This window comes from Citrobacter sp. Cpo100 (assembly GCF_030332595.1).
Lineage (GTDB): Bacteria > Pseudomonadota > Gammaproteobacteria > Enterobacterales > Enterobacteriaceae > Citrobacter > Citrobacter portucalensis.
This window is the reverse complement of the sequence record NZ_JAOWHM010000037.1, coordinates 665,002-690,561: the sequence shown is the minus strand read 5'-3', so window position 1 is coordinate 690,561 and position 25,560 is coordinate 665,002. Positions and strand designations below refer to the sequence as shown.

The window sequence follows — 25,560 nt, the reverse complement described above, 5'->3', positions numbered from 1 at the left end:
TTACTTGGCTTCTATTTTAAAGGCGCGGGCTTGCGGATTTTTGGTTTCAGGACCAAACCAGACATCATAAATTTTGGCTGCCTGCCCGGTAGATTCCAGCTTCAAAAGTTCATCGTTGACGGCTTTTAACAACGCTGGCTCACCTTTTTTCACCCCCACGCCGATCTCTTCTTTGCTCAGCAGGTCCGGCAGAATTTTGAAATCAGCTTTATCCGGCGCAGCGCCTAATAACCCGGCCAGAATCGTACTGTCCTGGGTAATGGCCTGAACATTGCCGTTGCGTAGCGCGGTTAACGCCAGCGGGATATCGTCGTAGGCCAACACGCGCGCCTGCGGGAAGCGCTGATGCAGTGCCTGTTCACCAGTAGTGCCTTTTACCGCGCCGATGCGTGCTTTGCCGTATTCATCGAGCTTATCCGGAGATTTTGCTGGCACAAGGAACTGCTGGCCGGTAACAAAATATGGGACGGAGAAATCTATTACCTGCGCCCGTTCAGGTGTAATCGTGATATCCGCGACGATTAAATCAGCTTTACCAGATTGTAATAACGGAATGCGGTTTGCCGGATTGGTCGCTACCAGTTCCAGTTTTACACCAAGGGATTTGGCCAGCGCTTCGGCAAAATCAACGTCGTAGCCGACAATCTTATGGGTTTTGGCATCGACGGAGCCAAACGGAGGATTCGCGTCAAATGTCGCGACTTTTACGACGCCTGCGGCTTTGATATCGGCCAGTTGGTCAGCCTGAACCTGCGAGACGGTAAGTCCTGAGGCCAGCAGCACGCCCAATGCCAGCAGTGTTTTTTTAGCGCGGTAAGTTTTCGTTGCCATCATTGTATGAAATCCCTGTAGTTTTTTGGTTTGTGCTTTTTACGCTCCCATAACTTACGGTTGGGACAAAATAAGAAAAAATTCTTATCTATATACAAAATGTTATTAGTGAAGGATGTGTTAATAGCGGGTGAAAATAATGCAGGAGTGAAAGGTAAAATCGTGCATAAGCCTGGTAATAATTCGCATTTTGTTTTTGTGTGAGAGCACGCTTGAATAAGATTGAGCTGTGCTAATGTCCAGAAATGCTACTGGAATACCCTCCGGACCTGTACCATATATCACAACAGGTCTGGAGTGGGGATAAGCATGCTGCGTGATAATTTTAACGATCTCTATTATCTCATTATCGTTGCCCGCGAGCGTAGTTTTACCCGGGCAGCGGCAAAACTTGGGGTTTCGCAATCCGCGCTAAGCCATGCGATTCGTGGGCTTGAAGAGCGGCTGGATGTACGGCTTCTGACCCGCACCACGCGCAGCGTTGCGCCGACCGAAGCCGGAGAACGGCTTATCAACAGTATCAGCCCGCGTTTTGATGACATTGAAACAGAGCTGCTGGCATTAACCGATGTCCGTCAGCGCGTGGCCGGTAACATCCGCCTGACGCTGGGCGAACATGCATTGCAATCTACCGTCTGGCCCGCGCTGGAGCCATTTTTGCAGGCTTACCCCGATGTGAATGTGGAAATGACCATCGACAATAGTCTGACGGATATTGTGACTGGCCGTTATGACGCGGGTATTCGGCTCGGTGAGCAGGTGGCAAAAGACATGGTCGCCGTCAGAATTGGCCCGGACTGGCGTATGGTAGTGGTGGGGTCACCGGCGTATTTTGCTCGTCATGGCAAACCGAAAACCCCTCACGACCTGCAAAATCATAGCTGTATTAACATGCGCATGCCGACGTTGGGCGGATTATACGCCTGGGAGTTTGCTAAAGACGGGCAAGATTTGCGCGTACGGGTGGAAGGGCAGCTTATTTTTAACAATCTACCCCCGCGAATTAGCGCAGCGATGGCGGGAATGGGGCTGGCTTTTGTGCCGGAAGACACCGTCGAGCAGGCTGTTGCAGAGGGGGCATTGGAAAAAGTGTTGGAGGACTGGTGCGAACCTTTCCCTGGCTATTATTTGTACTATCCCAGCCGAAAACAACATACCGCCGCCTTTGCGCAACTGATTGAGGCCTTACGGTATACGGGCTGAAGTGGGTGGGGTTAACAGGCGATAAAAAACCGGCATTGCGCCGGTTTGGAAATCAGATTTTGCAGGCGTCGCCGCAGTCATTATCAGCAATAATTTCCTGCGCTTTCTTGTCTGCATCTTCCAGACGTTCAGCGTTACGCTCTTGCGCTTCTTCCAGTCCATCAAAGACCAGATTATCGAGATCAATTTCCATCATTCACCTGCTCAGGTTCAGCGTTTAACATCACGTTATTATATTGCAAAAATGTTGCTTAACAGCAGCGATTCTTGCTACTTAGCATCGAACGCAATCCGCTGTGCGTATTTATCCGCCAAAATAGCCTATGGTTCGCAATTGCTAAAGAATCATTGGTTGTAAATACCGCAAAATCCTCGCTCTCTCTACCGTTTTATCTCCACTTTTTCATTAACGTGATGCGCGATCATTTTTAACAAATCTGCGACAAAATCACTATACATATAACTTAATATCTTTTATACATTAATTGTTCAACCCTGCGACTATTCCACAAAAGAGAAAGCAATATGGAACAGACACCTGATAAGAAAAATGATAATTTTCAAAAAGATGGCAAAGAACAGTTCAATCGCTCGATCGGTCTTATTTCAAACTTTGCGTTGGGTTTTACCTACCTGTCGCCGCTTACTGCCGTCTATTCGCTGTTTGCACTGGCCGTAACGCTGGCGGGGCCGCCCGCAGTATGGTGGATTTTAATCGTCGCATGTGGGCAACTTTTGGTGGCATTGGTGTTTGGTGAGGTCGCTTCCCAGTATCCGATAACCGGCGGGCTTTACCCCTGGGCCAGAAGGTTGTGGGGCAAGAAGTATGCGTGGATCGCCGCCTGGATCTACCTGTGGGCGCTGGTGGTCACCATTACGTCGATCGCGGAATATACATCAACGTTTGTTGAATCACTCTTCCACTATGGTCAGACGCCGGCCACGATGTTGGTGACTTCCGTCCTGCTGCTGCTGTTGATGATGGCCGTTAATATGTCCGGGACTAAAAATCTGGCCCGGGTGGCAAAAATTGGCTTCTGGTGTGAAATTGTCAGCGTGATCGCGCTGGGGATTTATCTGCTGATTTTCCACCGTTCACAGCCGTTCTCTGTGATTTTTGACTCGATGGGCGTGCTGGCTCATGACGGCAGCTACTCCACCGCATTTATGTCTGCTGCGCTGATGGGACTGTTTATGTTCTTTGGCTTTGAGGCCTGCGGTAACGTTGCGGAAGAGGTGCAGAATCCGAGTAAAAAGATCCCGGTGGCGATGATTTTAAGCATCGTATTCGGCGCGATTTCCGCCATTATTTCTGTTATGGGTTATTTGCTGGCTTCACCGAATCTGGTCAGCATCGTGAATGGCAAAACGTCCGATCCGATCCCGGCAATCCTTAATGAAGCTCTGGGCGAAACTGGCGCGACTGTCTTTATCGTGGTTGCAATTATCGCCATGTTGTCGTGCATTTTGTCTCTGCAGGCTGCGTTAAGCCGTCTTATCTTTTCTTTCTCCCGCGACAGAATGCTGCCGGGAAGTGAATGGATGGCCAAAATCTCTAAAAATGGTGTTCCGGATAATGCCATGGTCGTCAGTTGCCTGCTGCCAGTGATCATCTGCGTTTGGGTTTATTTCCAGCCAGATAACCTGTCGCGTATCACCGCGTTTGCTGTTATCGGGATTTACATCTCGTTCCAGATGGTTGTGCTGGCCGCGCTGCGTCAGCGTCTGAAAGGCTGGAAACCGGCGGGGGAGTGGACCATTGGCGGTTGGGGCGTAATCGTGAATGTGCTGGCGTTAGCTTACGGATTGTGCGGGATCTGGTTACTGGCGCAACCGGCAGACAGCAGCGACTTCATCGACCGTTGGACGGTCCTGTTCGGCCTGGCGATTGTTGTTGGCTCGGGGCTTATTTATATGTTCCTGACCCGTCCGTTTGGTCGTTCAGCGGCGCCGGAAAACGACGCCATTGCCTACGCCAATAAGCTCAATATGGGGCAGGATAACTAAAAACTAAGGGCCTTCGGGCCCTTAGTTTTGATAGTGATAAAGGATAAAGTAGTCGCTCCGATACACCACGGTACTGTTTGCAGGTGATAGCAATTCACCCACGCGAAAACGTGGCCAACTGGAGAAAATGATCCTGTTTTCCAGATTAGTCAGAATCACATAGTCAGGATGGGCACAGGAAAGCAGTTCGGCTTCTATCTGACTGACCAGCAGATCGACCGCGGCAACACCGAGAAACTGGTTGTTGTAGTAGACCGGGACGGCTGACGTTAGGGTATAGGAGATATTGCAAATATAGTCGACGTAGGGGCCGTGGATATAGGCTTTGCCTGCCGGAGGAGAATGCTTAAACCACTCAAAGGTTCTGAAATCCAGTCGTTGTTGCGTGGCCTGATCCAAATCCAGATGCGCCTGGCTTAAACCATTATCTTTCTTATACCACCACTCCAGCAACCAGTACTCTTTTGTGGTTGCGGTGCTCTCAATATGGCTGGCGAATCCTGCCCCTGAGCAGTAATGGTTGTTATTGAGCGTGCGCTTGATGTGCTGTTGAACGGTGGATCTGACTGAGGGGTCGAGAACGACCTCGGCTGAGGCCTTTTGTACCCCTGAAATCGCCTCATGGATGCTCCTCGCCAGCGCAACGGTAGAATCTACGGTAGAAACAGTAATGTCATCAATTTTACGAATTAATGCGCTTAGGGATGTCGAAGAGCTCATTGTCTGTCCTGCCTTCACTGATTGTCAGTTCGAGTTATATTTCAGCTTTTTTTCAATAAGGTAGTAGGTAAACGTGTCGATGATCTGCGTGGCAAACTGTACTGACTCTGCCTCGTTGTGAGCAGCCAGCGCATCGGCCAGCGCCGAATAAAGCGCGATAATTTCTGCATGAATACTGTCTGTGCGATAAAGTATCGCCACCAGCGATGCCCATTCAGCCTGAACCTGCAGCTCCTGATTGGCCAGTCGCGCTGAATGCGAACTGGCGGCAATCGCCAGCAGACAACGCATATCGGCCTGGGTCATCAGCTCAGGTGAGTTTGCCTTTCTGAGCACCTCGACAAACTCGCGAAATTTGGCGATATCCGCACCGGTCATCCGTCGGGAAGCCAGCCTCGCGCTATGGCTAATAATGGCGCAATGCATTTCACCCAGATCAGACAGATAATCCGTACTGATCGCCTTGAACGGATGCAGGGCGCTATTTTTGCCATCAATATTTTCGCAAACGAAACTCCCGCCATTACGACCACGAACCGTATGGATAAGATTATTAGCCCGAAGCGTGTTTAGCGCTTCCCTGATAGTGATATGTGAGACACCCATCATCTTTGCCAAATCAGTTTCGTTGGGGAGCTGTTCTTTTGGCTCCAGCAACCCCGTGATAATGGCATTTGAAAGGCGTTGGACTATCTGGTCTGAACGACTGACCTGCCCGATAGGCGCAAATATGACCGCGTGAGTAATCATAATCTTTTCTGTACTCAATTCCCTGAAACAACGACCATTTTTAACACATGCCCGTCGGGCAAGGAAGGTAAGAATGGCCGAGTTATTTTACATGCCTGGGCGCAACGTCACTGCACAAGCGGATGTGTGTCCCGATAACCTTATGATGAGCTGGGCGTAACGCGTCAGCTGGCAATAAAAAGCCTCATCCTGCAAATGTGAAAATTAAGTTAAAAATGCGAGGCTTATCATAGTGTCAATGTTGCGCATTTGAAAAAATTTTACAATATATATATTACATAAGATTCTTTATGTATTAATTGGCAGGAGACAAACATGAAAACCCTGAAGCATTTTATTAATGGGCACTATGTAGCAGGCAGTAGCGAAGATAGCTTCGAACTGGTGAGTCCGGTTGATGGTGAAACGTACGCAATATCTCCCAACGCTAACGAGGTGGAGGTAGAGCAGGCTTACTCAGCAGCGGAGGCGGCGTTTAGCATCTGGAGAAAATCGACGCCGGCACAGCGGCAAAAGGCGTTATTGCGGCTGGCCGATGAGATTGAACGTAACGTTGAGCGACTGGTAACCGCGCAGAGTCAGGAAACTGGTCAGCTTCGCCATTTTATTGAGAAAGAGGAGATCGCGGCATCTTGCGATGCCATCCGCTTTTTTGCCGGAGCGGCGCGCTGTCTTGAAGGAAAGGCGGCCGGAGAATATTCCGCAGGATTTACTTCAACCATTCGTCGTGAACCGCTGGGTATTGTTGGGCAAGTGACGCCGTGGAACTACCCGTTCATGATGGCGGTGTGGAAGATTGCACCAGCGCTAGCGGCAGGCAACACGGTGGTGTTAAAACCAAGCGACACCACGCCAGTTAGTACGCTGCTGTTGGCTGAACTGGCCGCACCGTTGTTCCCGAGAGGGGCGTTTAACGTTGTGTTGGGCAAAGCCAGCACTGGTTCGCTGGTGGTTTCAAACCCGAAAGCCTCACTGGTCTCGATTACCGGTTCGGTCCGTGCGGGTTTGCAGGTTGCGGCTTCGGCGGCGGCAAATCTGACCCGAGCACACCTGGAATTGGGCGGGAAAGCGCCCGCAATCGTGTTCGCCGATGCGGATATGGACAAGGCGATTGCGACGATTACCACAGCTGGCTTTTTCAATGCCGGGCAGGATTGCACAGCGGCAACGCGGATCCTGGTAGACCAATCTATCTACGCTGAGTTTCTGGAAAAACTGATCCAGAAAACAAAAAGTATCAAATTTGGGCCGCCAGAAGATCAAAATGCACTGTACGGCGCATTGAATAGCCGGAATCAGCTGGAGCAGGTGAAAGGCTTTATTGAGCGTTTACCGGCACATGCAAAAATTGAAACCGGTGGGCGCGCAGGATCTGGTCCAGGCTTCTATTTTGAGCCGACGATCGTCTCCGGTTTGCATCAAAATGATGAAGCTATTCAGCATGAAGTATTTGGCCCGGTAATGACTATTCAGTCGTTTTCTACTGACGAAGAGGTACTACACAAAGCGAATGATGTGGAGTATGGTCTTGCCGCCAGCGTCTGGACCAGTAACCATGGTCGCGCCCAACGCTTCAGCATTGACCTCGATTTTGGCACGGTGTGGATTAACAATCACATTCCTCTGTGTGCCGAGATGCCGCACGGCGGGTTCAAAAAATCGGGGTACGGCAAAGATCTCTCATCTTATTCACTCGAGGAATACACTCGGGTGAAACATATCATGTGCGACATTTCTGAATAGAGAGGGTTACGATGAAAACATTAAAAATCGCGGTGCTTTCATTAGTGATGTTCTCGGGCTATAGCCTGGCAGAAAGTACATCGCTGAATACCGTAAAAGAGTATATGGCGGCGTGGAATGCGCATGATGCTTCGCGAGCCGCTCAATTTCTTGCTGATGATGCGGTCTATTATGATGCCGCCGCAGGAGAACCGATAAACGGCAGGGAAAAAGCAGAAAAAGAGGTTATCGGCGCTTTTATTAAGGCGGTTCCAGATCTTAGCTGGAAAATGGTTGGAAAACCCGTCTACGACGAAGATACCGTGGCCTTTCGTTGGGAATTTTCAGGCAAAAATAGTGGTGAATGGGCAGGAAGTCCGCCGACAAATAATCCGATCAAATTTGAAGGCGTCAGCTATATTCATGTTAAAGCAGGAAAAATCACCTGGCAGGGTGATTATTATGATTCTAAAAAACTGGATGAAGAGTTAAAGCCAGTGAAGTAGTCGGTTGTACCCCTTTATAAATAAGAAGGGGTATCTCTCTTATTTGTGTCGTATTAAAGGCAGTGTGTAGCAATAAGGAAAAAAGTTAATGGCAATTACCAGACGTGATTTTCTCAACGGCGTCGCGGTGACTATTGCGGCGGGACTTACCCCGCTGGAGTGGGTCAGGGCGGCAGGAAAGGGAAACGCATTTATAGATGGAAATTATTATCCTCCTGCGCTGACGGGGCTGCGGGGCAATCATCCTGGATCGTTTGAAATGGCGCATGCGCTAGGCCGCGAGCATAAACATTTTGATTTAAACGCTCTGCCCGTTGAGGAAGAGTACGATCTGGTGATTGTGGGTGGCGGGATTAGCGGGTTAGCTGCCGGTTGTTTTTGGCGTCAAGTTGCCGGGCAAAATAGCCGGATCCTGATCCTCGATAACCATGACGACTTTGGTGGACACGCCAAACGTAATGAATTTACCAGCTCGGGTAAGAAATTACTCGGTTATGGTGGCAGCGAAGCATTCCAGTCACCTGCGCATAATTTCAGCCCTGAAGTACAAAAGTTGATGGAAACCGTGGGCGTCAGCGTCACGCGGTTAAAAGAGAGTTTTGACGTAAACTTCTACCCCGACTGGCAGCTCAGTCGCGGCGTTTTCTTCGACAAGAAGAATTTTGGCGAAACAAAAATCGTCAGCGGCGATCCGGGCCGCGCGGTATCTGATGATATTCCGCCGGACAGGCTCAATGGGCGTAATATTGAAGACTTTATCAATGATTTTCCGCTAAGTGAGAACGACAGAAAAGCGCTGATCGACCTGCACGTCCGGCCCGGTGATTACCTGCCGGGGATGACGGTCGATGAGAAAATGGAATGGCTGGATACCCACAGCTACAGTGAATTTTTGGCAACAAAAGTTGGTTTGAGCAAAATGGCGCTGCTCTATTTCCAGCAGCGTTCCAACGACTTCTTTGCTATTGGTATTGAAGGTATTTCCTGTAGCGATGCCCGTGCGTGCGCCTTACCCGGCATGGAAGGGATGGGGTTACCGCCGTTGGACGGAGAGTCACTGGCCGACCTCGAAGAGCCGTATGTTTACCACTTCCCGGACGGTAACGCCGGGTTAGCCCGCCTGTTAGTCAGATATATGCTGCCGGATGCGCTACCGGGCAACACAATGGAAGACTCTGTCCTCGCCAGACTACATTACGAAAAGCTGGATCTGCCGGAAAACACTACGCGCCTGCGCCTGAACAGCACGGTGATTAATGCGGCCAACGTGCAGGATGGCGTGGCAGTGACCTATCTGCGTGACGGTAAAATGCACCGTGTGCGCGGTAAGAACACCATCATGGCAGGCTATAACATGATGATCCCGTATCTGGTGCCTGAGATGCCGGAACAGCAGCAGGCGGATCTTAAACTGAACGTGAAGGCACCGCTGGTGTACACCAACGTGGTGGTCAAAAACTGGCAGGCGTTCAAACAGCTTGGCGTACATGAGTTTTATTCTCCGGCGGCACCTTATAGCAGGGTCAAGCTCGACTATCCGGTCAGTATTGGTGGGTATCAACATCCGGCCTCCCCGGACGATCCGATGGTCATTCATATGGTTTATGTGCCGACCTATCCGGGCAGTAACTTGTCGGCCAGAGAACAGTTCCGTCTAGGACGAGCCTATTTGCTGGGGACCACTTTTGCCGCGCATGAGGAGATGATTCGCTCCCAGTTGCAGGAGATGTTTGGCTCAACTGGATTTGATAATCAACGCGATATTGCCGCCATTACGGTTAACCGCTGGGCGCATGGCTATGCGTACTACGCCAACTCGCTGTTCGATGATATGGATAAGATGCCAGAAATTATCGAACGGGCGCGTAAGCCAGTCGGTCGCATTGCCATCGCTAACTCCGATTCTGACTGGAGTGCTTATGCCCACACGGCAATCGATCAGGCATGGCGTGCGGTTAATGAACTCAAGGATATGGGGTGATCTATGCGTAATGTAACCATTCTCGCCGCCTGTTTATTTACCGCTTCGGTTTCCGCTGCTGAATCTAACGGTGAATACATCGCGCGAATTTCAGACTGCGTCGCCTGTCACACAGCAGAAGGTGGTGCGGCGATGGCGGGGGGCAAAAAGTTTCCTACTCCGGTGGGGGATATTTATTCGACCAACATTACCCCGGACAAAACGCAGGGTATTGGAAATTATTCTTACGAGGATTTTGAAAAGGCCGTACGGCAGGGGATCGCCAAAGATGGTCATCCGCTCTATCCGGCTATGCCTTATCCCTCCTATGCGAAACTTTCTGACGAGGATGTTAAGGCGCTGTATAGCTATTTTATGGATGACGTCACGCCGTCAGCACAGCCCAATAAAGAGAATGCCATTCCGTGGCTACTCTCCGCCCGCTGGCCGCTGCATATCTGGAACTGGCTGTTTACCGACGCGCCAGTGACGGCTGTAGAGGGCGCGAAAACGGATGATAATGCTGCCCTGGTAAAACGGGGTGCTTATCTGGTGGAAGGCCCCGGACACTGCGGTTCATGCCATACCCCGAGAGGCATGGCGATGAACGAAAAAGCGTATACTAATGCTGATGCCGAATACCTGAGCGGCGCGATGATTGACGGCTGGTATGCACCGTCGCTGCGCGGCACCGGTATGTCTGAGCAGGAGTTAAAATCGCTGTTGCTGACCGGTAAAAGCAAGCATGCCGCGGTTTCAGGTTCGATGGCTGAAGTCGTCACGCAGAGTACACAGTATCTGACCGACGAAGATGCCACGGCGATCGCCCAATATCTGTTGAGCCTGAAAAGTGCGAAGCCTGAAACGGTACGTGCTGCGGCGACTACAGCATCCTGGTCGAATTCACCTGAGGCGGGCAAAGTGACCTATAACCGCTACTGTTCAACTTGTCACGGTCTGGAAGGGAAAGGTACGGATGATAACGCGCCTTCTTTAGTTAACAATCCACTGGTGATGGTTGATGACCCGACACCGCTGTTCAGAGTGATTGCCCACGGCGCAGAAACACCGACAACGCGTGGCAGCGTCTCCTTTAAGATGCCTGCCTACGGTGGCTTGTTAAGCGACAACGAAATGCGCGACGTGATCAACTACGTGCGTAAAAGCTGGGGTGAAGGGAATGGCGAAGTAAGCCAGGAAGACCTGGCTGGCGTTAAAAAAGCGTCACATTAAACAGTATGCCGGAGAAGGTGCTTGCACCGTTATCCGGCAGTGCTTACACGGTGTTTACCCTGATAATATCCGCGAGTCGGGTAAACGCCGACGTCATTTCATTTTCTTCGATACTGGCAAATCCCAGCAACAGGCCGCTGCGTTTCTCTTCATTCACGTAGTAGCGTGACAGTGGGCGCACCAACAACCCTTGCGCATTCGCCTGTTGGGCAATGACCGCATCATCGCTCCCGGAGGGTAACTGTAAGATCATATGCAGCCCGGCGTTGCTGCTGAAAGAACCAAGAAAATGTTCACCAAGTTGGCGGCTGATAAGCTCTACCAGCATCTGGCGACGACGACTGTATAGCTGACGCATTTTCCGAATGTGTGCCGCGTAATAACCCTCGCGAATAAACTCCGCCAGTGCGGCCTGAATCAACAGATGCCCACCACGATAGAGGTCGTTATGAACCTTTTTCAGCGGAGCGGCTAACGATTTAGGTAGCACGACATACCCGAGTCGCAGTGCGGGATAGAGTGTCTTACTGAATGTCCCGATGTAAATGACCGGTGTCTCTTCTTCCAGCCCCTGCAAAGAGGGAATCGGCTGGCCGGAAAAGCGGAACTCACTGTCGTAATCATCTTCCACTATCCAACTTCGCGTTTCACGTGCGCGAAAGAGAAGTTGCCGGCGGCGGCTCAGACTCATTACCGAACCGAGTGGGTATTGATGTGACGGTGTCACAAAAATAAGTTTTGGCGGTGTTTCACCTGCATCCGGCGGGACCATGCCTTGTTCATCAACCGGGATAGCCGAAAAATTAACGGCATTGATGCGCAGAATATTTTTGATTCCCCAGTAGCCCGGTTCCTCAATCCAGGCGTGATCGCCGGGGTTGCATAAAGTCCGGGTCACCAGATCCAGGGCCTGGTGAATACCTTCAGTAATCAGAATTTGCTCCGGTGAGCACCGTACGCCGCGAGCGGTGCGCAGATAGTCTGCCAGTGCTTCTTTTAGCTCATTCACGCCGCCTGTGGCATCGTAAGTGAGATACTCCGGGCGCAGTCGTCTTGCCAGCCTGTCCTGAATTTTCTTGAGCACCCGGTGCGGGAAATGCTCTACATCAGGTACGCCTGGAATAAATGCCCCCCACTGACGGGGACTGGCGCTGGCATGACCCAGCAGCTCAAGGCAGCGGTCGGATAAGCGGGTGTGATCTTCCAGAGCGGCAGCAACAGGCTCTTTGTCAGGGTGCAGGTCGAGATTGTCCAGCACGCTGTCGGTCACAAATGTGCCGCTGCTGGTGCGCGCGGAAATATACCCTTCAGCTTGCAACTGTTCATACACCCGCAGGACGGTATTGCGCGATAGCGTCAGTTCTCCTGCCAGGTCACGCGACGGAGGCATTCGGGTAGCCGGTTTCAGGCTACCTTCGAGGATGCAACTACAAATGGCGGCATACAGGCGGCGATGTAGTTTTTCGTCAGTCTGCTGATTAAATGCATGCTTGATCACATCTCCGGCAAGTGAACGCATTTGGATCCTTAAAATAAAACGATTTGGCTCTCGATTAAAGTACCAGACGGCGTCTAAATTTAAAGGGTAATTCAACCGAAATGTATTAATGGACAAGGTGTAGAGAATGAACAATAAAAACCTGCAACAACGTCGTCTGGATGCCACCCCGCGTGGCGTGGGTGTGATGTGTGATTTTTATGCCCAGTCGGCAGAAAACAGCACAATTACCGATATCGAAGGCAATCAGTACATCGATTTTGCCGCCGGGATTGCCGTGCTGAACACCGGACACCGCCATCCTCGCCTGGTGCAGGCAGTCGAAGCGCAACTTCAGGCTTTTACCCATACGGCTTATCAGATTGTCCCGTACGAAAGCTATGTGTCTTTGGCTGAGAAAATCAACGCCGTTGCGCCAATCGACGGCAAGCGTAAAACCACATTCTTCACTACCGGGGCTGAAGCGGTAGAAAACGCGGTGAAAATTGCGCGCGCGCATACCGGCCGTCCTGGCGTTATCGCATTTGGCGGTGGTTTTCATGGGCGTACTTACATGACGATGGCGTTAACCGGCAAGGTGGCACCCTATAAAAAAGGTTTCGGCCCGTTCCCAGGCTCTGTTTACCATGCGCCGTATCCTTCTGAATTGCAGGGCATTTCCACGGCGGATTCCCTAAAAGCTATTGAGCGTCTGTTTAAAGCCGATATCGATCCAACCCAGGTTGCGGCGATTATCTTCGAACCCGTCCAGGGCGAAGGGGGCTTCGTGGTGGCACCGCCAGAATTTGTGGCTGCCATCCGCCGTATTTGCGACGAGCATGGCATCGTGATGATCGCTGATGAAGTACAAAGCGGGTTTGCCCGTACGGGTCAGCTGTTTGCGATGGATCATTACGCCGATAAAGCGGACCTGATGACCATGGCGAAAAGCCTTGCGGGCGGCATGCCGCTGTCAGGCGTCGTGGGCAAAGCCGAAATTATGGATGCGCCTGCGCCGGGTGGTCTGGGGGGAACCTACGCCGGAAACCCGCTGTCGATTGCAGCGGCCCATGCGGTGCTGGATATCATTCGTGATGAGCAGCTATGCCAGCGTGCGGCGGCTCTCGGCGAACAGCTGCGCGCCGCTCTGACAGACGCGCAAGCAGGGTGTCCTGAACTGGCCGAAGTGCGAGGTTTAGGCTCTATGATTGCTGCTGAATTCTGTGATGCAGCGACAGGAGAACCCAACGCTGCTGCCGCACAACGCGTGCAGAAGAAAGCCCTTGAGCAAGGATTACTGCTGCTGACCTGCGGTCAGTATGGCAACGTTATTCGTTTCCTTTACCCGCTGACAATTCCGCAGGATCAGTTCGCCAAAGCGCTCGATATTATCAAAGCAGCAACCAAGTAATTCGTTAGTTGTCATTTACCCAAAGCCGACGGTCGTCATCACCGTCGGCTTTATTGTTGCCGTGGATTTACCAACCACATGCCGTTATATATTTACATATATATCGATTGGATCTATTCTATTCATCATACAAATATAATAACTGTACTCTTCAAGAGAAGGCGCTTGCGTTAGCGGCCTCCAGTCTTTCTATCTAACGAATTGAATTAACGAATGTTAAATAACAAATTTACCCCAGTGGCCTCTGGGTTGTTAACCTTTGCCTGTTTTTCCACCGCCGTCACGGCTCATGCTGAAGATACCGTCATCGTTTCGGCGCCAGCCACGTCACAATCCTCGTTATCGGAACATGAACCTCCGGCGAGCGAAAAAAAAGTCACGTTAGGTAGCCTCGGCGAGCGAGAGTTGATAGACGTTCCCTGGTCGGTGCAGACGTTGTCGAAAAAAGTGCTGGATCAGCAACAAATCAAAGATGTGAAAGACGCCTATCGCTACCTACCGTCCGTTCAGGGTGACGGCGTCCGCCCACAAACCCGCGGCATGCAGGGGAGCGTGGTACAAAACCATATGATTGATGGCCTGAACGCCGTCTCCACGACGGAATATTCGACCGAACAGTTCCAGAACATTGAGGTGTTGAGCGGCATCGCTGGATCGCTGTATGGCCCTGCTAATCCAGCAGGGATGTTTAATTTGGTGTCTAAACGACCTGTCGATACACCGTTGCATCGCGTCACAGTAGGGCAAGGTACAGGGTCGGGAACGTTGGCATCGATGGATTTCAGCGGCCCAATCGATGCGGGAGACCGGGTGAAATATCGCCTCAACTTGCTGAACGATGAGGGCCATAGCTACACCACCGATAGCCATGTCCGTCGACAGTACGCTGGCTTGGGGCTGGACTTTCAACTGACAGATCAAACGGTGCTGGAGAGTAATTTCAGCTATTACCATTATTACGAAAAAGGCATGCCGGGTAGCTTTGCCCTGGCGAAAGGCGTTCACTTTCCCGCGGCATTTGATCCTACGGACAGTAAATATGGTCAATCTTATGCGGGTCATGATGACGAAACGACTACCGTCGATATGCATATTAAGCATGATTTTGACGGCAACTGGATGCTGGACCTGGGGGCGCTGCACCAGGTTGCAGACCGCGAGTCGACGGCCGTGACCAACACCCTGACGGATAACCGGGGCGATTACACCACTACAACCTCTAATTCGGCGGCCAGTCGGTTTACCATCAACAGTTATTTAGCGAACCTGACCGGTAGCATTGATACCGGCTGGCTGACGCAGGATATTGCTACCGGAATGCGTGGATTTGTGTGGAAAAACTATAATCCAAGAAACGGCGGCACTTTCACTCTGGGGCATTCTTCCCTCGATCAACATCCCGACTATCCACGACCACCGTATCCAGATTTTAACGATCGCTATCATTCAGCGACCACCACTCAACATGCATTTTTGCTCAGCGATACGCTGCATTTTTCCCCGCAGTGGAGTTTGCTGCTTTCCGGCAGTGAGAACCTGTTTACCGTCAGTAACTACAACAAAGCTGGACATGAAAGCAGCCATCAGCAGGACAATGGCATGAGCGGTTCTACCAGCCTGATGTATAAACCGGTGGAGAACGTCACGCTGTATACCACCTGGGCGGACAGTTTGCAGCAGGGCGATACCGCGCCCGCCGGGGCGCGCAATGCCGGGCAGGTGTTAGATCCCTACCGTAGCCATCAACTGGAGGTGGGCGCAAAATATGCGCCAGTAAAAGATCTGCTGCTTACCGCTGCGCTTTTTGAAGCCAAACGCCCCTTTGCCTATACCAACGACAATGGCGATTTTGCTCAGGATGGTACGCAGAAAAACCGTGGGCTGGAACTGATGGCTGATGGGCATATCACCCGTAATTTGCGCGTGTTAGGCGGCGGAGCCTGGCTTGATCCAACGCTTCATAATACCGCGGCCAGCAATGCGGATGGTAAGCAAGTTGTTGGTTTGCCGCGCATCGCCTCGAATATCCTCGCAATCTACACCATCGAACGGGTTCCGGGACTGGATGTCGACACGAACGTGCATTACGTCGGACGTCGGGCTACCGATAATGCCAACGACAGCTGGGTCGGGAGTTACACCACGGTGGACATCGGTACGCGTTATGCCACCAGACTGTGGAACACACCAACCACTTTCCGGTTTGATATCACCAATCTCACCGACCGTCACTATTGGACCAATATTGTTCCGGGCGCATTGACTGGTTACACGGGCGCAGGGGCTGCCAGCGCTCAACTTGGCGCACCGCGCCAGGCTCAGTTTTCTGTTCAGGTTGATTTTTAGGGGTTGCTTATGAAAACGTGCCACACATGGCTGCTTTGTGTGTGGCTGGCGTTTCCTGCCCTGGCAACACGCCAGGTTGTGGATGATGCTGGTCACACAGTTACCGTTCCCGCGCATGTTGAACGTATCGCGGATGGGTGGTTTGCCCATCATTCGGTGCTGATGACGCTGGGGGCTGGTCGTAACATTGTTGCGACGGTCAACCATGAGGAAAACCAGCCATGGATGTTCAAAATCAATCCTTCTCTGAGACAAGCCTTACAGATACGAGGAACATCATTTAATAGTGAGGATTTGTTGGCCCGGCACGTCGACGTGGTGTTTGTGGCAAAAGGAAAAGGGGATGCTCAAAGCTACAGTCAGGCGGGTATTCCGGCCCTTGAAATGGCATTTACTGACTATGCTTCGATGGAAAAATCGGTCACTACGACCGCAGAGGTTCTGGGTACCGAGCAGGCTCGCGTCCGTGCAACGGCTTACAATCAGTATCTCAACCGTGTACTCGCGGATGTGCAGGTTAAAACTGCGGAGCTGGCGGAAAATCAGCGCCCTCGGGTACTTCATATTCAATCGCTAAATCCGCTTAAAGTCGACGGCAGGAACACGTTGATCGATACCTGGATTACGCTGGCGGGTGGACGGAATGCGGCAGGTGAAGTTGACGGCAACATGAAAGAGGTGTCGCCCGAGAGGGTGCTCTACTGGCAACCGCAGGTCATTATTCTCGGTGCGGGGTGTGGTGATATCGCCAGTTCGCCATACGCAGCATTGTTCAAAGAACTTAACGCAGTGAAACAGGGTAACGTCTGGCGCAATCCGGCGGGCGTGTTCCCCTGGGATCGCTACGGCACTGAAAGCGCGTTGCAGCTACAGTGGGCTGCATCGAAACTGCATCCGGCATTGTTTAGCGGCCTGGATATGGTCAGCGTAACGCGAGATTTTTATCGCCAGTTCTTCGATTATTCGCTCACTCAGGAGCAGGCGATGCGAGTTTTAAACGCGTTACCCCCACAGGAGTAGCGCTCACGTATAAAGACAGGCGTGATTAGGATTGCACGCCATTTTTACCCCTCTGAAATGTGGGGTTTGGTGCGCTCATGATGAAAATGGTTTGCCAGGTCTCTCGTTATATAATTTAATGCATATCGTTTTTACTCCTCTATTCAGATGGTATCCCATGTTAACTTTCCGCTCTTTTGTGCTGGTTTGCGCCAGCATGTTGTTTGCGTTTTCTGCTCAGGCCGACCGAACGATCACCGATCAGCTTGGTCGACAGGTCACGATTCCTGACCACGTGGACAAAGTGGTCGTGCTGCAACACCAGACGTTGAATATTCTGGTCCAGCTCAATGCCCAGCAGGACATTGTTGGTGTGATGTCGAGCTGGAAAAAGCAGCTCGGGCCTGAATTTGCGCGCTTTATGCCGACGATTACTACATTGCCGACGCCAGGCGATCTCACCAGCGTGAACATCGAAAGCATGTTGGCGATTCATCCGCAGGTGGTTTTTGTCGCCAACTATGCGCCCGCGGAGATGATCCAGCAGATTCAGAACGCCGGTATTCCGGTCGTGGCTATCTCATTACGCAAGGATGCCACCGGGCAACAGAATAAAATGAACCCGACCATGGCCGATGAAGAGCAGGTCTACAACGAAGGGTTGAAGCAGGGTATTCGCCTGATTGCGGACGTGGTTGGGCGCAAACCGCAGGCCGAAACGTTAATCGACTACGTTTTTGCCGCGCGGTCAAAATTCAATGCGCCGGTTGCAAAAATCCCGGATGCGCAAAAAGTCCGTATTTATATGGCTAACCCCGATCTGATGACTTACGGCTCCGGGAAATACACGGGACTGATGATGCAGCACGCGGGGGGATTAAATGTGGCGGCTGCCAGTGTGAAAGGTGCCCGTCAGGTTGCGCTGGAGCAGGTATTAGCGTGGAACCCGCAGGTGATTTTTGTCCAGGATCGCTATCCGCAGGTGGTAACTGAGATCCAAAACGATCCGAACTGGCAGGGGATTGATGCGGTGAAAAATCATCGCGTCTGGTTGATGCCTGAATATGCCAAAGCCTGGGGCTATCCGATGCCGGAAGCGTTGGCGATCGGTGAACTTTGGATGGCCAAAAAACTGTATCCGGATGCCTATAAAAACGTAGACGTTGATGCGCAGGCCCAGGACTACTATCAACGTTTTTATCGTGTGAACTGGCAGCCTGATGCAGCTAAGTAACCGTATTTTGCCCCAGCAACCGCTCTTAATCGTTGTGGTCCTGTTGCTGGGCGTCAGTTCGCTATGCCTCGGACAGTATCCGCTGTCGTTAAGCGAAGTGTTTTACCACCTGACGCACTATAGCGACGCTGAGGGAATAGGCAGCCAGGTTATCTGGACGGTCAGGCTACCGCGTATTCTGATGGCACTGCTGGCGGGGGGCGCGCTTGGGTTATGCGGCGCGACGCTGCAAGGGGTATTTCATAACCCTCTGGTCGACCCGCATATTATCGGCGTGACGTCGGGGGCGGCCTTTGGTGGAACACTGGCCATCCTGCTCGGTCTTTCGCCCTGGCTGATGATGGGATCAACGTTTTTCTTTGGTCTGACAGCGTTGATCCTGGTGTATGCCATTGCTGCGTTACAGGGGCTGGAGAATACGCTGGTATTGATCCTGTCGGGTATCATTTTGAGCGGTTTTTTTGCCGCGCTGGTGAGCCTGATCCAGTATCAGGCTGATACCGAAGAGACGTTACCTAATATTGTGTTCTGGCTACTGGGCAGCTTCGCGACGGCCAACTGGCATAAAGTGCTGCTGTTGGCGGTCCCGGTCGGTATCGCCGCGACGGTTTTGTACCAGCTACGCTGGCGGATAAACCTGTTGTCGCTCAATGACAAAGATGCCAGAGCACTGGGGGTGGCTGTGGTTCCTCTGCGACGCAGCGTTTTGGTGTGCTGCGCATTTTTGGTCGCGGCTCAGGTGGCGGTCAGCGGCAGTATTGCCTGGGTTGGATTAGTGATTCCGCATCTGGCGCGTTTGCTGGTGGGGGTTGATCATCGTCGTTTACTACCGTGCGCCTTCTGGTTGGGGGGCGGATTTATGATTGTGGTGGACGATATTGCTCGCACCCTGATGCACACGGAGATACCGTTGGGGATTATTACCGCATTGTTCGGCGCGCCGTTGTTTGCTTTCTTACTCATTCGTACCAGTCGTCGGGAGAAATCATGATACCTGCCGCACTGCGTGTAAATCAGCTTACTTATGGGTATCGTACGCCGCTATTTGAGCCGCTAACGTTCTGTTGCCAGAAAGGTGAGATCTGGGCCGTGCTGGGACGCAACGGCCTGGGTAAAAGTACACTGCTCGATACGCTAACCGGCACGCTGCCTGCTTTAGGCGGGAATATTGAAAATAACGGTGGGATAGGGATTGTGGCACAGCATAGCCATCTGCCGTTTCCGTACACGGTCAGCGACGTGGTGCTGATGGGGCGAGCACAGCACGTGAAGCTGTTTGCGCAACCCAGTCCGCAGGATCAAAAAAGAGCAATGCAGGCGTTAGAGCAGTTGAATATCGCGCATCTCGCCTCCAGCTCATTTGGCTCACTTTCTGGCGGGCAGCAACAGTTGGTGATGATTGCCCGGGCTCTGGTGACGGAGTGTCAAACGCTGTTACTGGATGAACCGTGTTCCGCGCTGGATCTCGCCAATCAGCAGGTGGTGCTGCAGCTCATCAGCGATCTGGCCCATCAACAGGGATGCAGTATTCTCTTTTCGACTCACGATCCGCTTCATGCGTTACAGGTTGCTTCCCATACTTTGCTGCTACTCCCTGAAGGAAAATGGCGGGCAGGGCCCACGAACAGCATTGTGACGGAGGAGAATTTATTCCTGGCCTATGGCTTAACGCTGAGAAAACTCAGCGTGGAGAACTACCAGACGCCGTTTATCGCACCGTTGTTTTCTATTCGTCGTTAAGCGTTAAGAATCCTGCGGCGCTAAGAAATTCCTGCCCGCTGCGGGTGAGTATGAATTCAACCAGCGCCATGACTTCATTGGAAGCATCAAGCACCGCCAGTTGGTATTCGCAGCGAATATTGTGCTCATCGGGAATAGCCACGTAATGTACGTCGGGCATCGCGCGCAGCGCGTGTGCGTAATGCGCGTAACCGATAAACAGATCGGCCAGTCCCTGGCGCAGGATCCAGGCGCTCGCCAGTTCACCTTGCGGGATTTTTATCGTATCACGACCACCCACCAGCGGGATTGCCCGCGTCCGAAGCTGTTGCCCGAGTCCTGCTTCCAGTACATCCATATTGTCAAAAAATGCCCAGGTATAGTCTCCGGAAGGGTCGCAGCCGGGCGTTGATGTACCTGGTCGCAGCGTTGGGTCGCGGAGTAAATCCAGCCAGACGCCGGTTCGGTTGCTGACAAGGCTCAGTTTGTTCCAGCAAAAAGTGTGCGTAGAGACGGCTATATTACGTGCTAACAGGTTTTGCGGATGTTCCCGGTTGGCCGAGGCAAAGAGCGCACACGGTTCTCCCGCTTCAATACGTTCACGCAATAAACCGGCCGGACCATATTCAACCTTAACGTCTATTCCACTCATGCGCGTGAACTGGCTTATCAATGGCGTAAATGCAGGGCGCAAACTGCCTGCGGCTAACAGGAAGATGGAAGAGGGCATGGTATCCGATCTCTGGCGAATGACATTATGCGAAGAAGATGAATGATACGCGTTGAGCATGGAATTTAGAATGATTTAGCGCAGTGCTATTGAATCATCAAGGGAAATGATAAAACTGACGGATACAAACTGAAGATAAAAAAATAGTTTTGAAGTTAAATAGCACCAAATCAAAGGGATATGATTTGGTGCGTCCGAGTGGACTCGAACCACCGACCCCCACCATGTCAAGGTGGTGCTCTAACCAACTGAGCTACGGACGCAAAATGGTGCGTTCAATTGGACTCGAACCAACGACCCCCACCATGTCAAGGTGGTGCTCTAACCAACTGAGCTATGAACGCAACGTTGTAGGTGACAACGGGGACGAATATTAGCGGCACAGACCGAATGAGGCAAGAGGGAAATAGCATTTTTCTTCCTGATCTCACGCGATTGCAGAGTAATTAAGCAAGTTGATTATATTTTGTTGATTTTGCAGCGTGTTTTTTATTCAGACAGCGAACTGGGGCATACCAGGGACGGTTTGAATTACAGAGGCGCTCAGACTTTAAGCAATGTAAGGATGGTGGTTTCTATTTTCTCTGGGGTAGTGAAGGGGGCAAATCGCTTAAGCGGCTTGCCGTCACGCCCGATCAGGAACTTAGTAAAATTCCACTTGATCCGCCCACCCAGCACGCCGGGTAATTCGTCTTTCAGGTAACGAAATACCGGGTGCGTAGCGGCACCGTTGACTTCCACTTTCTCAAACATCGGGAAGCTCACACCGTAGTTGATGTGACAGGTTTGCGCGATTTCGTCGGCTCCACCGGGCTCCTGGTTACCGAACTGGTTGCAGGGAAAACCAAGCACCACCAGACCCTGCGCGGCGTACTTCTTGTAGAGCGCTTCGAGGCCTGCATATTGTGGAGTGAAACCACAATGGCTGGCGGTATTAACCACCAGAACCAGTTTGCCAGCGTAGTCAGTCATACAGATGGGCTGGCCATGCAAACTGGTGGCAGTCAGTTGATGAAAGGGGGCCATGCCAGAATCCTCAAATAAGATAGCATTACTCATGTTGCCCGCGAGTGACAGGCTTCGCTGCGTATCTATTTATTATGATCGCAACTGCAGGATTAATAAACTTGCCATTGGTGCAGGGCAAAAATAGAAATTCTCTGCGGTTCGGTTATGGACATTCCATAATTTATATTAACCAACCTGACGAGCGTTCCATTCGTCGCGCGTGATTTCCCAAAGTTCAGAATCCAGCAAACCGCTGACATACTCTTTCTTTTCCGTCTTGATAAGCCGCATGCCGCTACTGTCTGAAATACGTTTGGAACGGATATTGAGAGAGGCTTTCGGCGCACGCAATACCGTCTTATTTAACGTATTAAACCAGTAATCCGTAGCGACATTACTGGCCTCACGCATAAAACCCTGCCCCTGATATTCCGGAGCTAACCAAAATCCACGGTTATTATCCTCAACGTCATAAAGGCAAATTAAACCTATGAGAGCGTCAGGGGCCTCACGGAGTCTGATAGTCCAGATCCACGCAATCCCTTTATCCATATCAGGCAGGGCAACGTTATTGACGTAATTCTCCGCACCGTTATCAGGATAGGGCCAGGGTACTGAGGAGACCATATAACGAACTATCTCCCAGCGGGGATAAAGCACCTGAATCTGCGAGGCATCTTTGGCTTCTAATGGTTTTAACAGCAAGCGTTCCGTATGGAGTATTGGTATTTTCATATGCACTTTTCCTACTCGATCAAGATAAGAGGATCAATGTGGGGAGGATTTTGAAAAAATATTAATAACCAGAACCCCAGCACAAATAAGAAGCATACCTGCGATCGCCGGAAAATCTAGCTTTTGCCCACTTACCAACCAGCCCAAAAGACTGATTAATACGATTCCAGCACCTGACCAAATTGCGTACGCAATACCCGTTGGAATGGTCGACAGAGTTTGGGAGAGAAGATAAAAGGCTGTGCAGTAGCACACAATAGTTGCTACAGATGGCCATAGGCGTGTGAATCCGTCAGAGAACTTCATCAGGGTTGTACCTATGACTTCAGCTACGATGGCCCCGGCAAGGAAAATGTATGAATTCAAAATCTGACCCCATATGACAATTTAAAGCAAATATCGTATCACAAAGGGGTGGGTGAGTTTGAACACAGGAGTTATCCGCCCAAGACCTCGAAGCTGCCGTACTGAACTCATAGCGATTAGATTTCCGTTGGTGAGTTCTCCTGCCAAGAGCAAAAGAAAACTCAGGCTGATAATGCGATGGACATATCCATACAACGCAGATCTGTTTGGGCAAGTCTTGATGGGGATATCGTTTCCTTGATAAACATAAAACCATGCTTTTCGTAGAAAGTTTGCGCGTTTGGTGTTGAGGTCAAGGTTAACTGTTTCAGCCCTCTTTTAATCGCCTCATTACATTTATAGATTTATCATGAAACGGTTTCGTTTCAACATCGTTGTTTAACAAAAGAGGGAAGTCCATTACTGGCACGGAGTGGACAAGTTACCAACATGAGCAGTGAGTAGATAATCGCCTCTTGATGAGTCGATTATTCAATGCAAACGGGGCATAGTAATTCATTCAGTACAGGATTATGCAGCTCAATCAATCGACACAAAATAATTGTGAGGTCACAAATATGACGCCTACATTGCAAGGATCTCTTGTCACGCTCCGTCCTCTGCTTGAGACAGATGCTCAGCTATTGATTGATGCGGCAGCGGATGGGGAACTCTGGTCCCTGCCATTTACGGTGGTTCCGTCTGCTGACACCGCAGATTCTTACATTCAGAAAGCCCTCAAGGGGCAGATCGAAGGCACAGTCATGCCGTTTGCTGTAACGCTTTCGTCCGATCAACGTGTCATTGGATCAACACGTTTCTGGAAGATTGATAGAGAAAACCGAAAGCTCGAAATTGGTCATACCTGGTATTCACAAAGCTGGCAAAAAACAGCTGCAAATACCGAGAGTAAACTGTTATTGCTGCAGTACGCCTTTGAGCAACTGAAGTGTGTTCGCGTTCAGTTTACGACTGATGTATTGAATGAGCGCTCGCAGGCTGCCATTCTCCGTATTGGTGCGATCCAGGAAAGCATCATCAGAAATGAACGAATTATGCCTGATGGTCGAAAACGTACTTCCATACGGTACAGCATAATTGATGATGAGTGGCCGCAGGTTCGGACCAACCTTGAGCACCGCCTTTCCAGTTACAGGAAAGAGAAATAACTCGAGGTTTTGCGGACAGAAGGTCTGCTGTGAGCGAAGAGCAGACTAAACCCGGCCAACTGACTCTTAACGGGGCCGCAGAAATTTTGCATCTGAGCTTTCGAAGCCCCTCCCCTGAAGACAGAAAATTTCTGTGTGCTGTGAAGACATTATATCTTTGCCTTAGGTATAAATAATTTTATTCCACATGAAATTTACATTATTTTATTTATCTGCTTGTCTAAATCAGACTGCACTCCTTACTTAAATCAGGAGGCAGTCATGCCATTTGTTATTTATGTTTTCACTATCAGTGCCTTTGCGCTCGGACTCGCGGAATTTGTCCCCATTGGGCTGACCGACGTCATGGCTCAGGGGTTGGGGGTGGGTGTGGAGCAGACCGGTGCAGCGGTTACGACCTATGCACTGGGGGCAACGTTCGCGGCACCCGTACTGTCTGCGCTGACCGCAAGCTGGAACCGGAAGAATGTGATGCTTACCACTGCCGTTGTATTTACCGCCGGTAGTCTGGCGGCCGCGTTTGCCGCCACATTACCTCAGCTACTGTTGGCGCGGTTCATTGCCGGTCTGGGACACGGCCTGTTTCTGGCTGCGGCATCCAGTACCGCTGCTCGTCTGGCTGGACCAGGTAAAGCAGGTAGAGCGGTGGCTGTGGTATTTGGTGGCTTTACTCTGGCGATGGCAATCGGCGTGCCGCTAAGTACATGGCTGGGAGGCGTGGTCTCATGGCGTCCAGTTCTCGGCGCTATTGCCGCTTTCGGCGCGCTCGGATTCCTTGGACTGTTGTTCGGTATGAAAGACCCCGTACGCAGCGTCCCCGGCGAACATAGTGGTTCAGCAATGCAGAATATTAGCATGCTGTTTAACCGTAAGTTACTGGCCGGCGCGCTGGTTACGGTGCTGGCGTATGCAGGCTCGTTTACGGCTTACACCTTTATCGCACCTATTCTGATGCAGGTGACAGGCGTAACCGGAGCAACGGTGAGTCTGTTTATGCTGGTTTATGGTATTACCGCTGCGGTAGGCAACATTCTGGGTGGAAAACTTACCGACAGCATGGGGGTGAATCGTGCCAATATACTCATTATTAGCGGCATTGTTATTGTCGTGCTGGGTATGTGGCTGCTGGCTTCCTCACCAGCGAGCATGGGTATTCTGGTTGCGCTGCTGGGTATGCTGACATTTGCCGCAGTGCCGGCACTGCAGGCCCGTCTGATTGGTGTCGCTGAGCAACATGCTCCTCATGCGCATGGCGTTGCTGCCGGCCTGAATATCGCGGGCTTCAACTCCGGTATCGCGCTGGGTTCAGTACTGGGCGGTCTTACCATCACACACGCCGGTATTGTGTATACCGGTATCAGCGGTGCGATTGTTTCTCTGCTCGGCCTACTGTTGCTGCTTGCACAAATCAGTCGCCGTCACAGCAGTAAATTTCAGCAGGCTTAAATCCTGTGC

The 25,560-nt window shown here is 51.3% G+C and carries 24 protein-coding genes and 2 tRNA genes; 14 read left to right on the top strand and 12 right to left on the bottom strand.

Annotated elements, in window-relative coordinates; all coding sequences use genetic code 11:
* Complete coding sequence (locus OGX96_RS18850; RefSeq protein WP_286583904.1) at positions 1-834, bottom strand: ABC transporter substrate-binding protein; 834 nt, start codon at positions 832-834, stop codon at positions 1-3.
* A 306-nt stretch (positions 835-1,140) separates the two neighbouring features.
* On the opposite strand from OGX96_RS18850, the gene OGX96_RS18845 reads away from it, so the two are divergent.
* Positions 1,141-2,034: a LysR family transcriptional regulator gene (locus OGX96_RS18845; RefSeq protein WP_048214301.1), complete on the top strand. Its 894-nt coding sequence runs from the start codon at positions 1,141-1,143 to the stop codon at positions 2,032-2,034.
* Between the two features lie 52 nt (positions 2,035-2,086).
* Here OGX96_RS18845 and OGX96_RS18840 read toward each other — a convergent pair whose 3' ends face one another.
* Positions 2,087-2,227 carry a hypothetical protein gene (locus OGX96_RS18840; protein WP_003832695.1) on the bottom strand — a complete coding sequence of 47 codons (141 nt, stop codon included), beginning with the start codon at positions 2,225-2,227 and terminating at the stop codon, positions 2,087-2,089.
* Between the two features lie 332 nt (positions 2,228-2,559).
* On the opposite strand from OGX96_RS18840, the gene OGX96_RS18835 reads away from it, so the two are divergent.
* The gene (locus OGX96_RS18835; RefSeq protein ID WP_003832697.1) at positions 2,560-4,041 is read left to right on the top strand and encodes an APC family permease; all 1,482 of its coding nucleotides are present in this window, start codon (positions 2,560-2,562) and stop codon (positions 4,039-4,041) included.
* Positions 4,042-4,062: 21 nt separating this feature from the next.
* On the opposite strand, the gene OGX96_RS18830 is transcribed toward OGX96_RS18835, so the two are convergent.
* Positions 4,063-4,761, bottom strand: a complete 699-nt coding sequence (locus OGX96_RS18830) for a cache domain-containing protein (RefSeq protein WP_103014626.1) — start codon at positions 4,759-4,761, stop codon at positions 4,063-4,065.
* Positions 4,762-4,785: 24 nt separating this feature from the next.
* Positions 4,786-5,511, bottom strand: coding sequence for a FadR/GntR family transcriptional regulator (locus OGX96_RS18825; RefSeq protein WP_008784630.1), 726 nt, complete (start codon positions 5,509-5,511; stop codon positions 4,786-4,788).
* 315 nt (positions 5,512-5,826) lie between these two features.
* Between OGX96_RS18825 and OGX96_RS18820 the strand changes: the two genes are divergently transcribed.
* The 4 genes from OGX96_RS18820 to OGX96_RS18805 all read left to right on the top strand — a co-directional run bounded on the left by OGX96_RS18820 (position 5,827) and on the right by OGX96_RS18805 (position 10,932).
* Positions 5,827-7,254: a gamma-aminobutyraldehyde dehydrogenase gene (locus OGX96_RS18820; protein WP_286583902.1), complete on the top strand. Its 1,428-nt coding sequence runs from the start codon at positions 5,827-5,829 to the stop codon at positions 7,252-7,254.
* 11 nt (positions 7,255-7,265) lie between these two features.
* Complete coding sequence (locus OGX96_RS18815) at positions 7,266-7,739, top strand: ester cyclase (RefSeq protein WP_032943249.1); 474 nt, start codon at positions 7,266-7,268, stop codon at positions 7,737-7,739.
* Positions 7,740-7,827: 88 nt separating this feature from the next.
* On the top strand, positions 7,828-9,720 hold the full coding sequence (locus tag OGX96_RS18810; RefSeq protein WP_286583900.1) for an NAD(P)-binding protein: 1,893 nt from the start codon (positions 7,828-7,830) through the stop codon (positions 9,718-9,720).
* Positions 9,721-9,723: 3 nt separating this feature from the next.
* The gene (locus OGX96_RS18805; protein ID WP_286583898.1) at positions 9,724-10,932 is read left to right on the top strand and encodes a c-type cytochrome; all 1,209 of its coding nucleotides are present in this window, start codon (positions 9,724-9,726) and stop codon (positions 10,930-10,932) included.
* A 43-nt stretch (positions 10,933-10,975) separates the two neighbouring features.
* On the opposite strand, the gene pdxR is transcribed toward OGX96_RS18805, so the two are convergent.
* Entirely contained in the window at positions 10,976-12,451 is a 1,476-nt protein-coding gene (pdxR, locus tag OGX96_RS18800; protein ID WP_286583896.1) for a MocR-like pyridoxine biosynthesis transcription factor PdxR, read from the bottom strand.
* Positions 12,452-12,557: 106 nt separating this feature from the next.
* Here pdxR and puuE point away from each other — a divergent pair, with 106 nt between their 5' ends.
* From puuE to OGX96_RS18770, 6 genes are all read left to right on the top strand, one after another.
* Complete coding sequence (gene puuE / locus OGX96_RS18795) at positions 12,558-13,820, top strand: 4-aminobutyrate transaminase (RefSeq protein WP_003832711.1); 1,263 nt, start codon at positions 12,558-12,560, stop codon at positions 13,818-13,820.
* A 213-nt stretch (positions 13,821-14,033) separates the two neighbouring features.
* On the top strand, positions 14,034-16,166 hold the full coding sequence (locus OGX96_RS18790) for a TonB-dependent receptor (RefSeq protein WP_286583894.1): 2,133 nt from the start codon (positions 14,034-14,036) through the stop codon (positions 16,164-16,166).
* A gap of 9 nt (positions 16,167-16,175) precedes the next feature.
* Entirely contained in the window at positions 16,176-17,186 is a 1,011-nt protein-coding gene (locus tag OGX96_RS18785; protein ID WP_150388293.1) for an ABC transporter substrate-binding protein, read from the top strand.
* Between the two features lie 157 nt (positions 17,187-17,343).
* A complete protein-coding gene (locus OGX96_RS18780) occupies positions 17,344-18,399 on the top strand; it encodes an ABC transporter substrate-binding protein (protein WP_286583892.1) in 1,056 nt (351 codons plus the stop codon).
* Positions 18,386-19,390 (top strand): FecCD family ABC transporter permease, encoded by a 1,005-nt coding sequence (locus OGX96_RS18775; RefSeq protein WP_267451720.1) that lies wholly within the window; start codon positions 18,386-18,388, stop codon positions 19,388-19,390. Before OGX96_RS18780 ends, OGX96_RS18775 begins: the two co-directional genes overlap by 14 nt.
* A complete protein-coding gene (locus tag OGX96_RS18770) occupies positions 19,387-20,139 on the top strand; it encodes an ABC transporter ATP-binding protein (RefSeq protein ID WP_071446922.1) in 753 nt (250 codons plus the stop codon). Before OGX96_RS18775 ends, OGX96_RS18770 begins: the two co-directional genes overlap by 4 nt.
* On the opposite strand, the gene OGX96_RS18765 is transcribed toward OGX96_RS18770, so the two are convergent.
* The 7 genes from OGX96_RS18765 to OGX96_RS22630 all read right to left on the bottom strand — a co-directional run bounded on the left by OGX96_RS18765 (position 20,126) and on the right by OGX96_RS22630 (position 23,280).
* On the bottom strand, positions 20,126-20,848 hold the full coding sequence (locus OGX96_RS18765) for a substrate-binding domain-containing protein (RefSeq protein WP_258735662.1): 723 nt from the start codon (positions 20,846-20,848) through the stop codon (positions 20,126-20,128). The two genes, OGX96_RS18770 and OGX96_RS18765, sit on opposite strands and share 14 nt — an antisense overlap.
* A 186-nt stretch (positions 20,849-21,034) precedes the next feature.
* Positions 21,035-21,111, bottom strand: a tRNA-Val gene (locus OGX96_RS18760).
* Positions 21,112-21,115: 4 nt separating this feature from the next.
* A tRNA-Val gene (locus tag OGX96_RS18755) sits at positions 21,116-21,192 on the bottom strand.
* A gap of 199 nt (positions 21,193-21,391) precedes the next feature.
* Positions 21,392-21,874, bottom strand: a complete 483-nt coding sequence (locus OGX96_RS18750) for a glutathione peroxidase (RefSeq protein ID WP_008784641.1) — start codon at positions 21,872-21,874, stop codon at positions 21,392-21,394.
* Between the two features lie 168 nt (positions 21,875-22,042).
* On the bottom strand, positions 22,043-22,591 hold the full coding sequence (locus OGX96_RS18745) for a GNAT family N-acetyltransferase (protein WP_103285133.1): 549 nt from the start codon (positions 22,589-22,591) through the stop codon (positions 22,043-22,045).
* 33 nt (positions 22,592-22,624) lie between these two features.
* Positions 22,625-22,957: an EmrE family multidrug efflux SMR transporter gene (locus OGX96_RS18740; RefSeq protein ID WP_063941528.1), complete on the bottom strand. Its 333-nt coding sequence runs from the start codon at positions 22,955-22,957 to the stop codon at positions 22,625-22,627.
* A 161-nt stretch (positions 22,958-23,118) separates the two neighbouring features.
* Positions 23,119-23,280 carry a GNAT family N-acetyltransferase gene (locus OGX96_RS22630; RefSeq protein ID WP_323848674.1) on the bottom strand — a complete coding sequence of 54 codons (162 nt, stop codon included), beginning with the start codon at positions 23,278-23,280 and terminating at the stop codon, positions 23,119-23,121.
* 189 nt (positions 23,281-23,469) lie between these two features.
* On the opposite strand from OGX96_RS22630, the gene OGX96_RS18735 reads away from it, so the two are divergent.
* Positions 23,470-24,105, top strand: a complete 636-nt coding sequence (locus tag OGX96_RS18735) for a GNAT family N-acetyltransferase (protein WP_255584504.1) — start codon at positions 23,470-23,472, stop codon at positions 24,103-24,105.
* 261 nt (positions 24,106-24,366) lie between these two features.
* Positions 24,367-25,551 carry an MFS transporter gene (locus OGX96_RS18730; protein ID WP_239606421.1) on the top strand — a complete coding sequence of 395 codons (1,185 nt, stop codon included), beginning with the start codon at positions 24,367-24,369 and terminating at the stop codon, positions 25,549-25,551.
* Positions 25,552-25,560 lie beyond the last annotated feature (9 nt).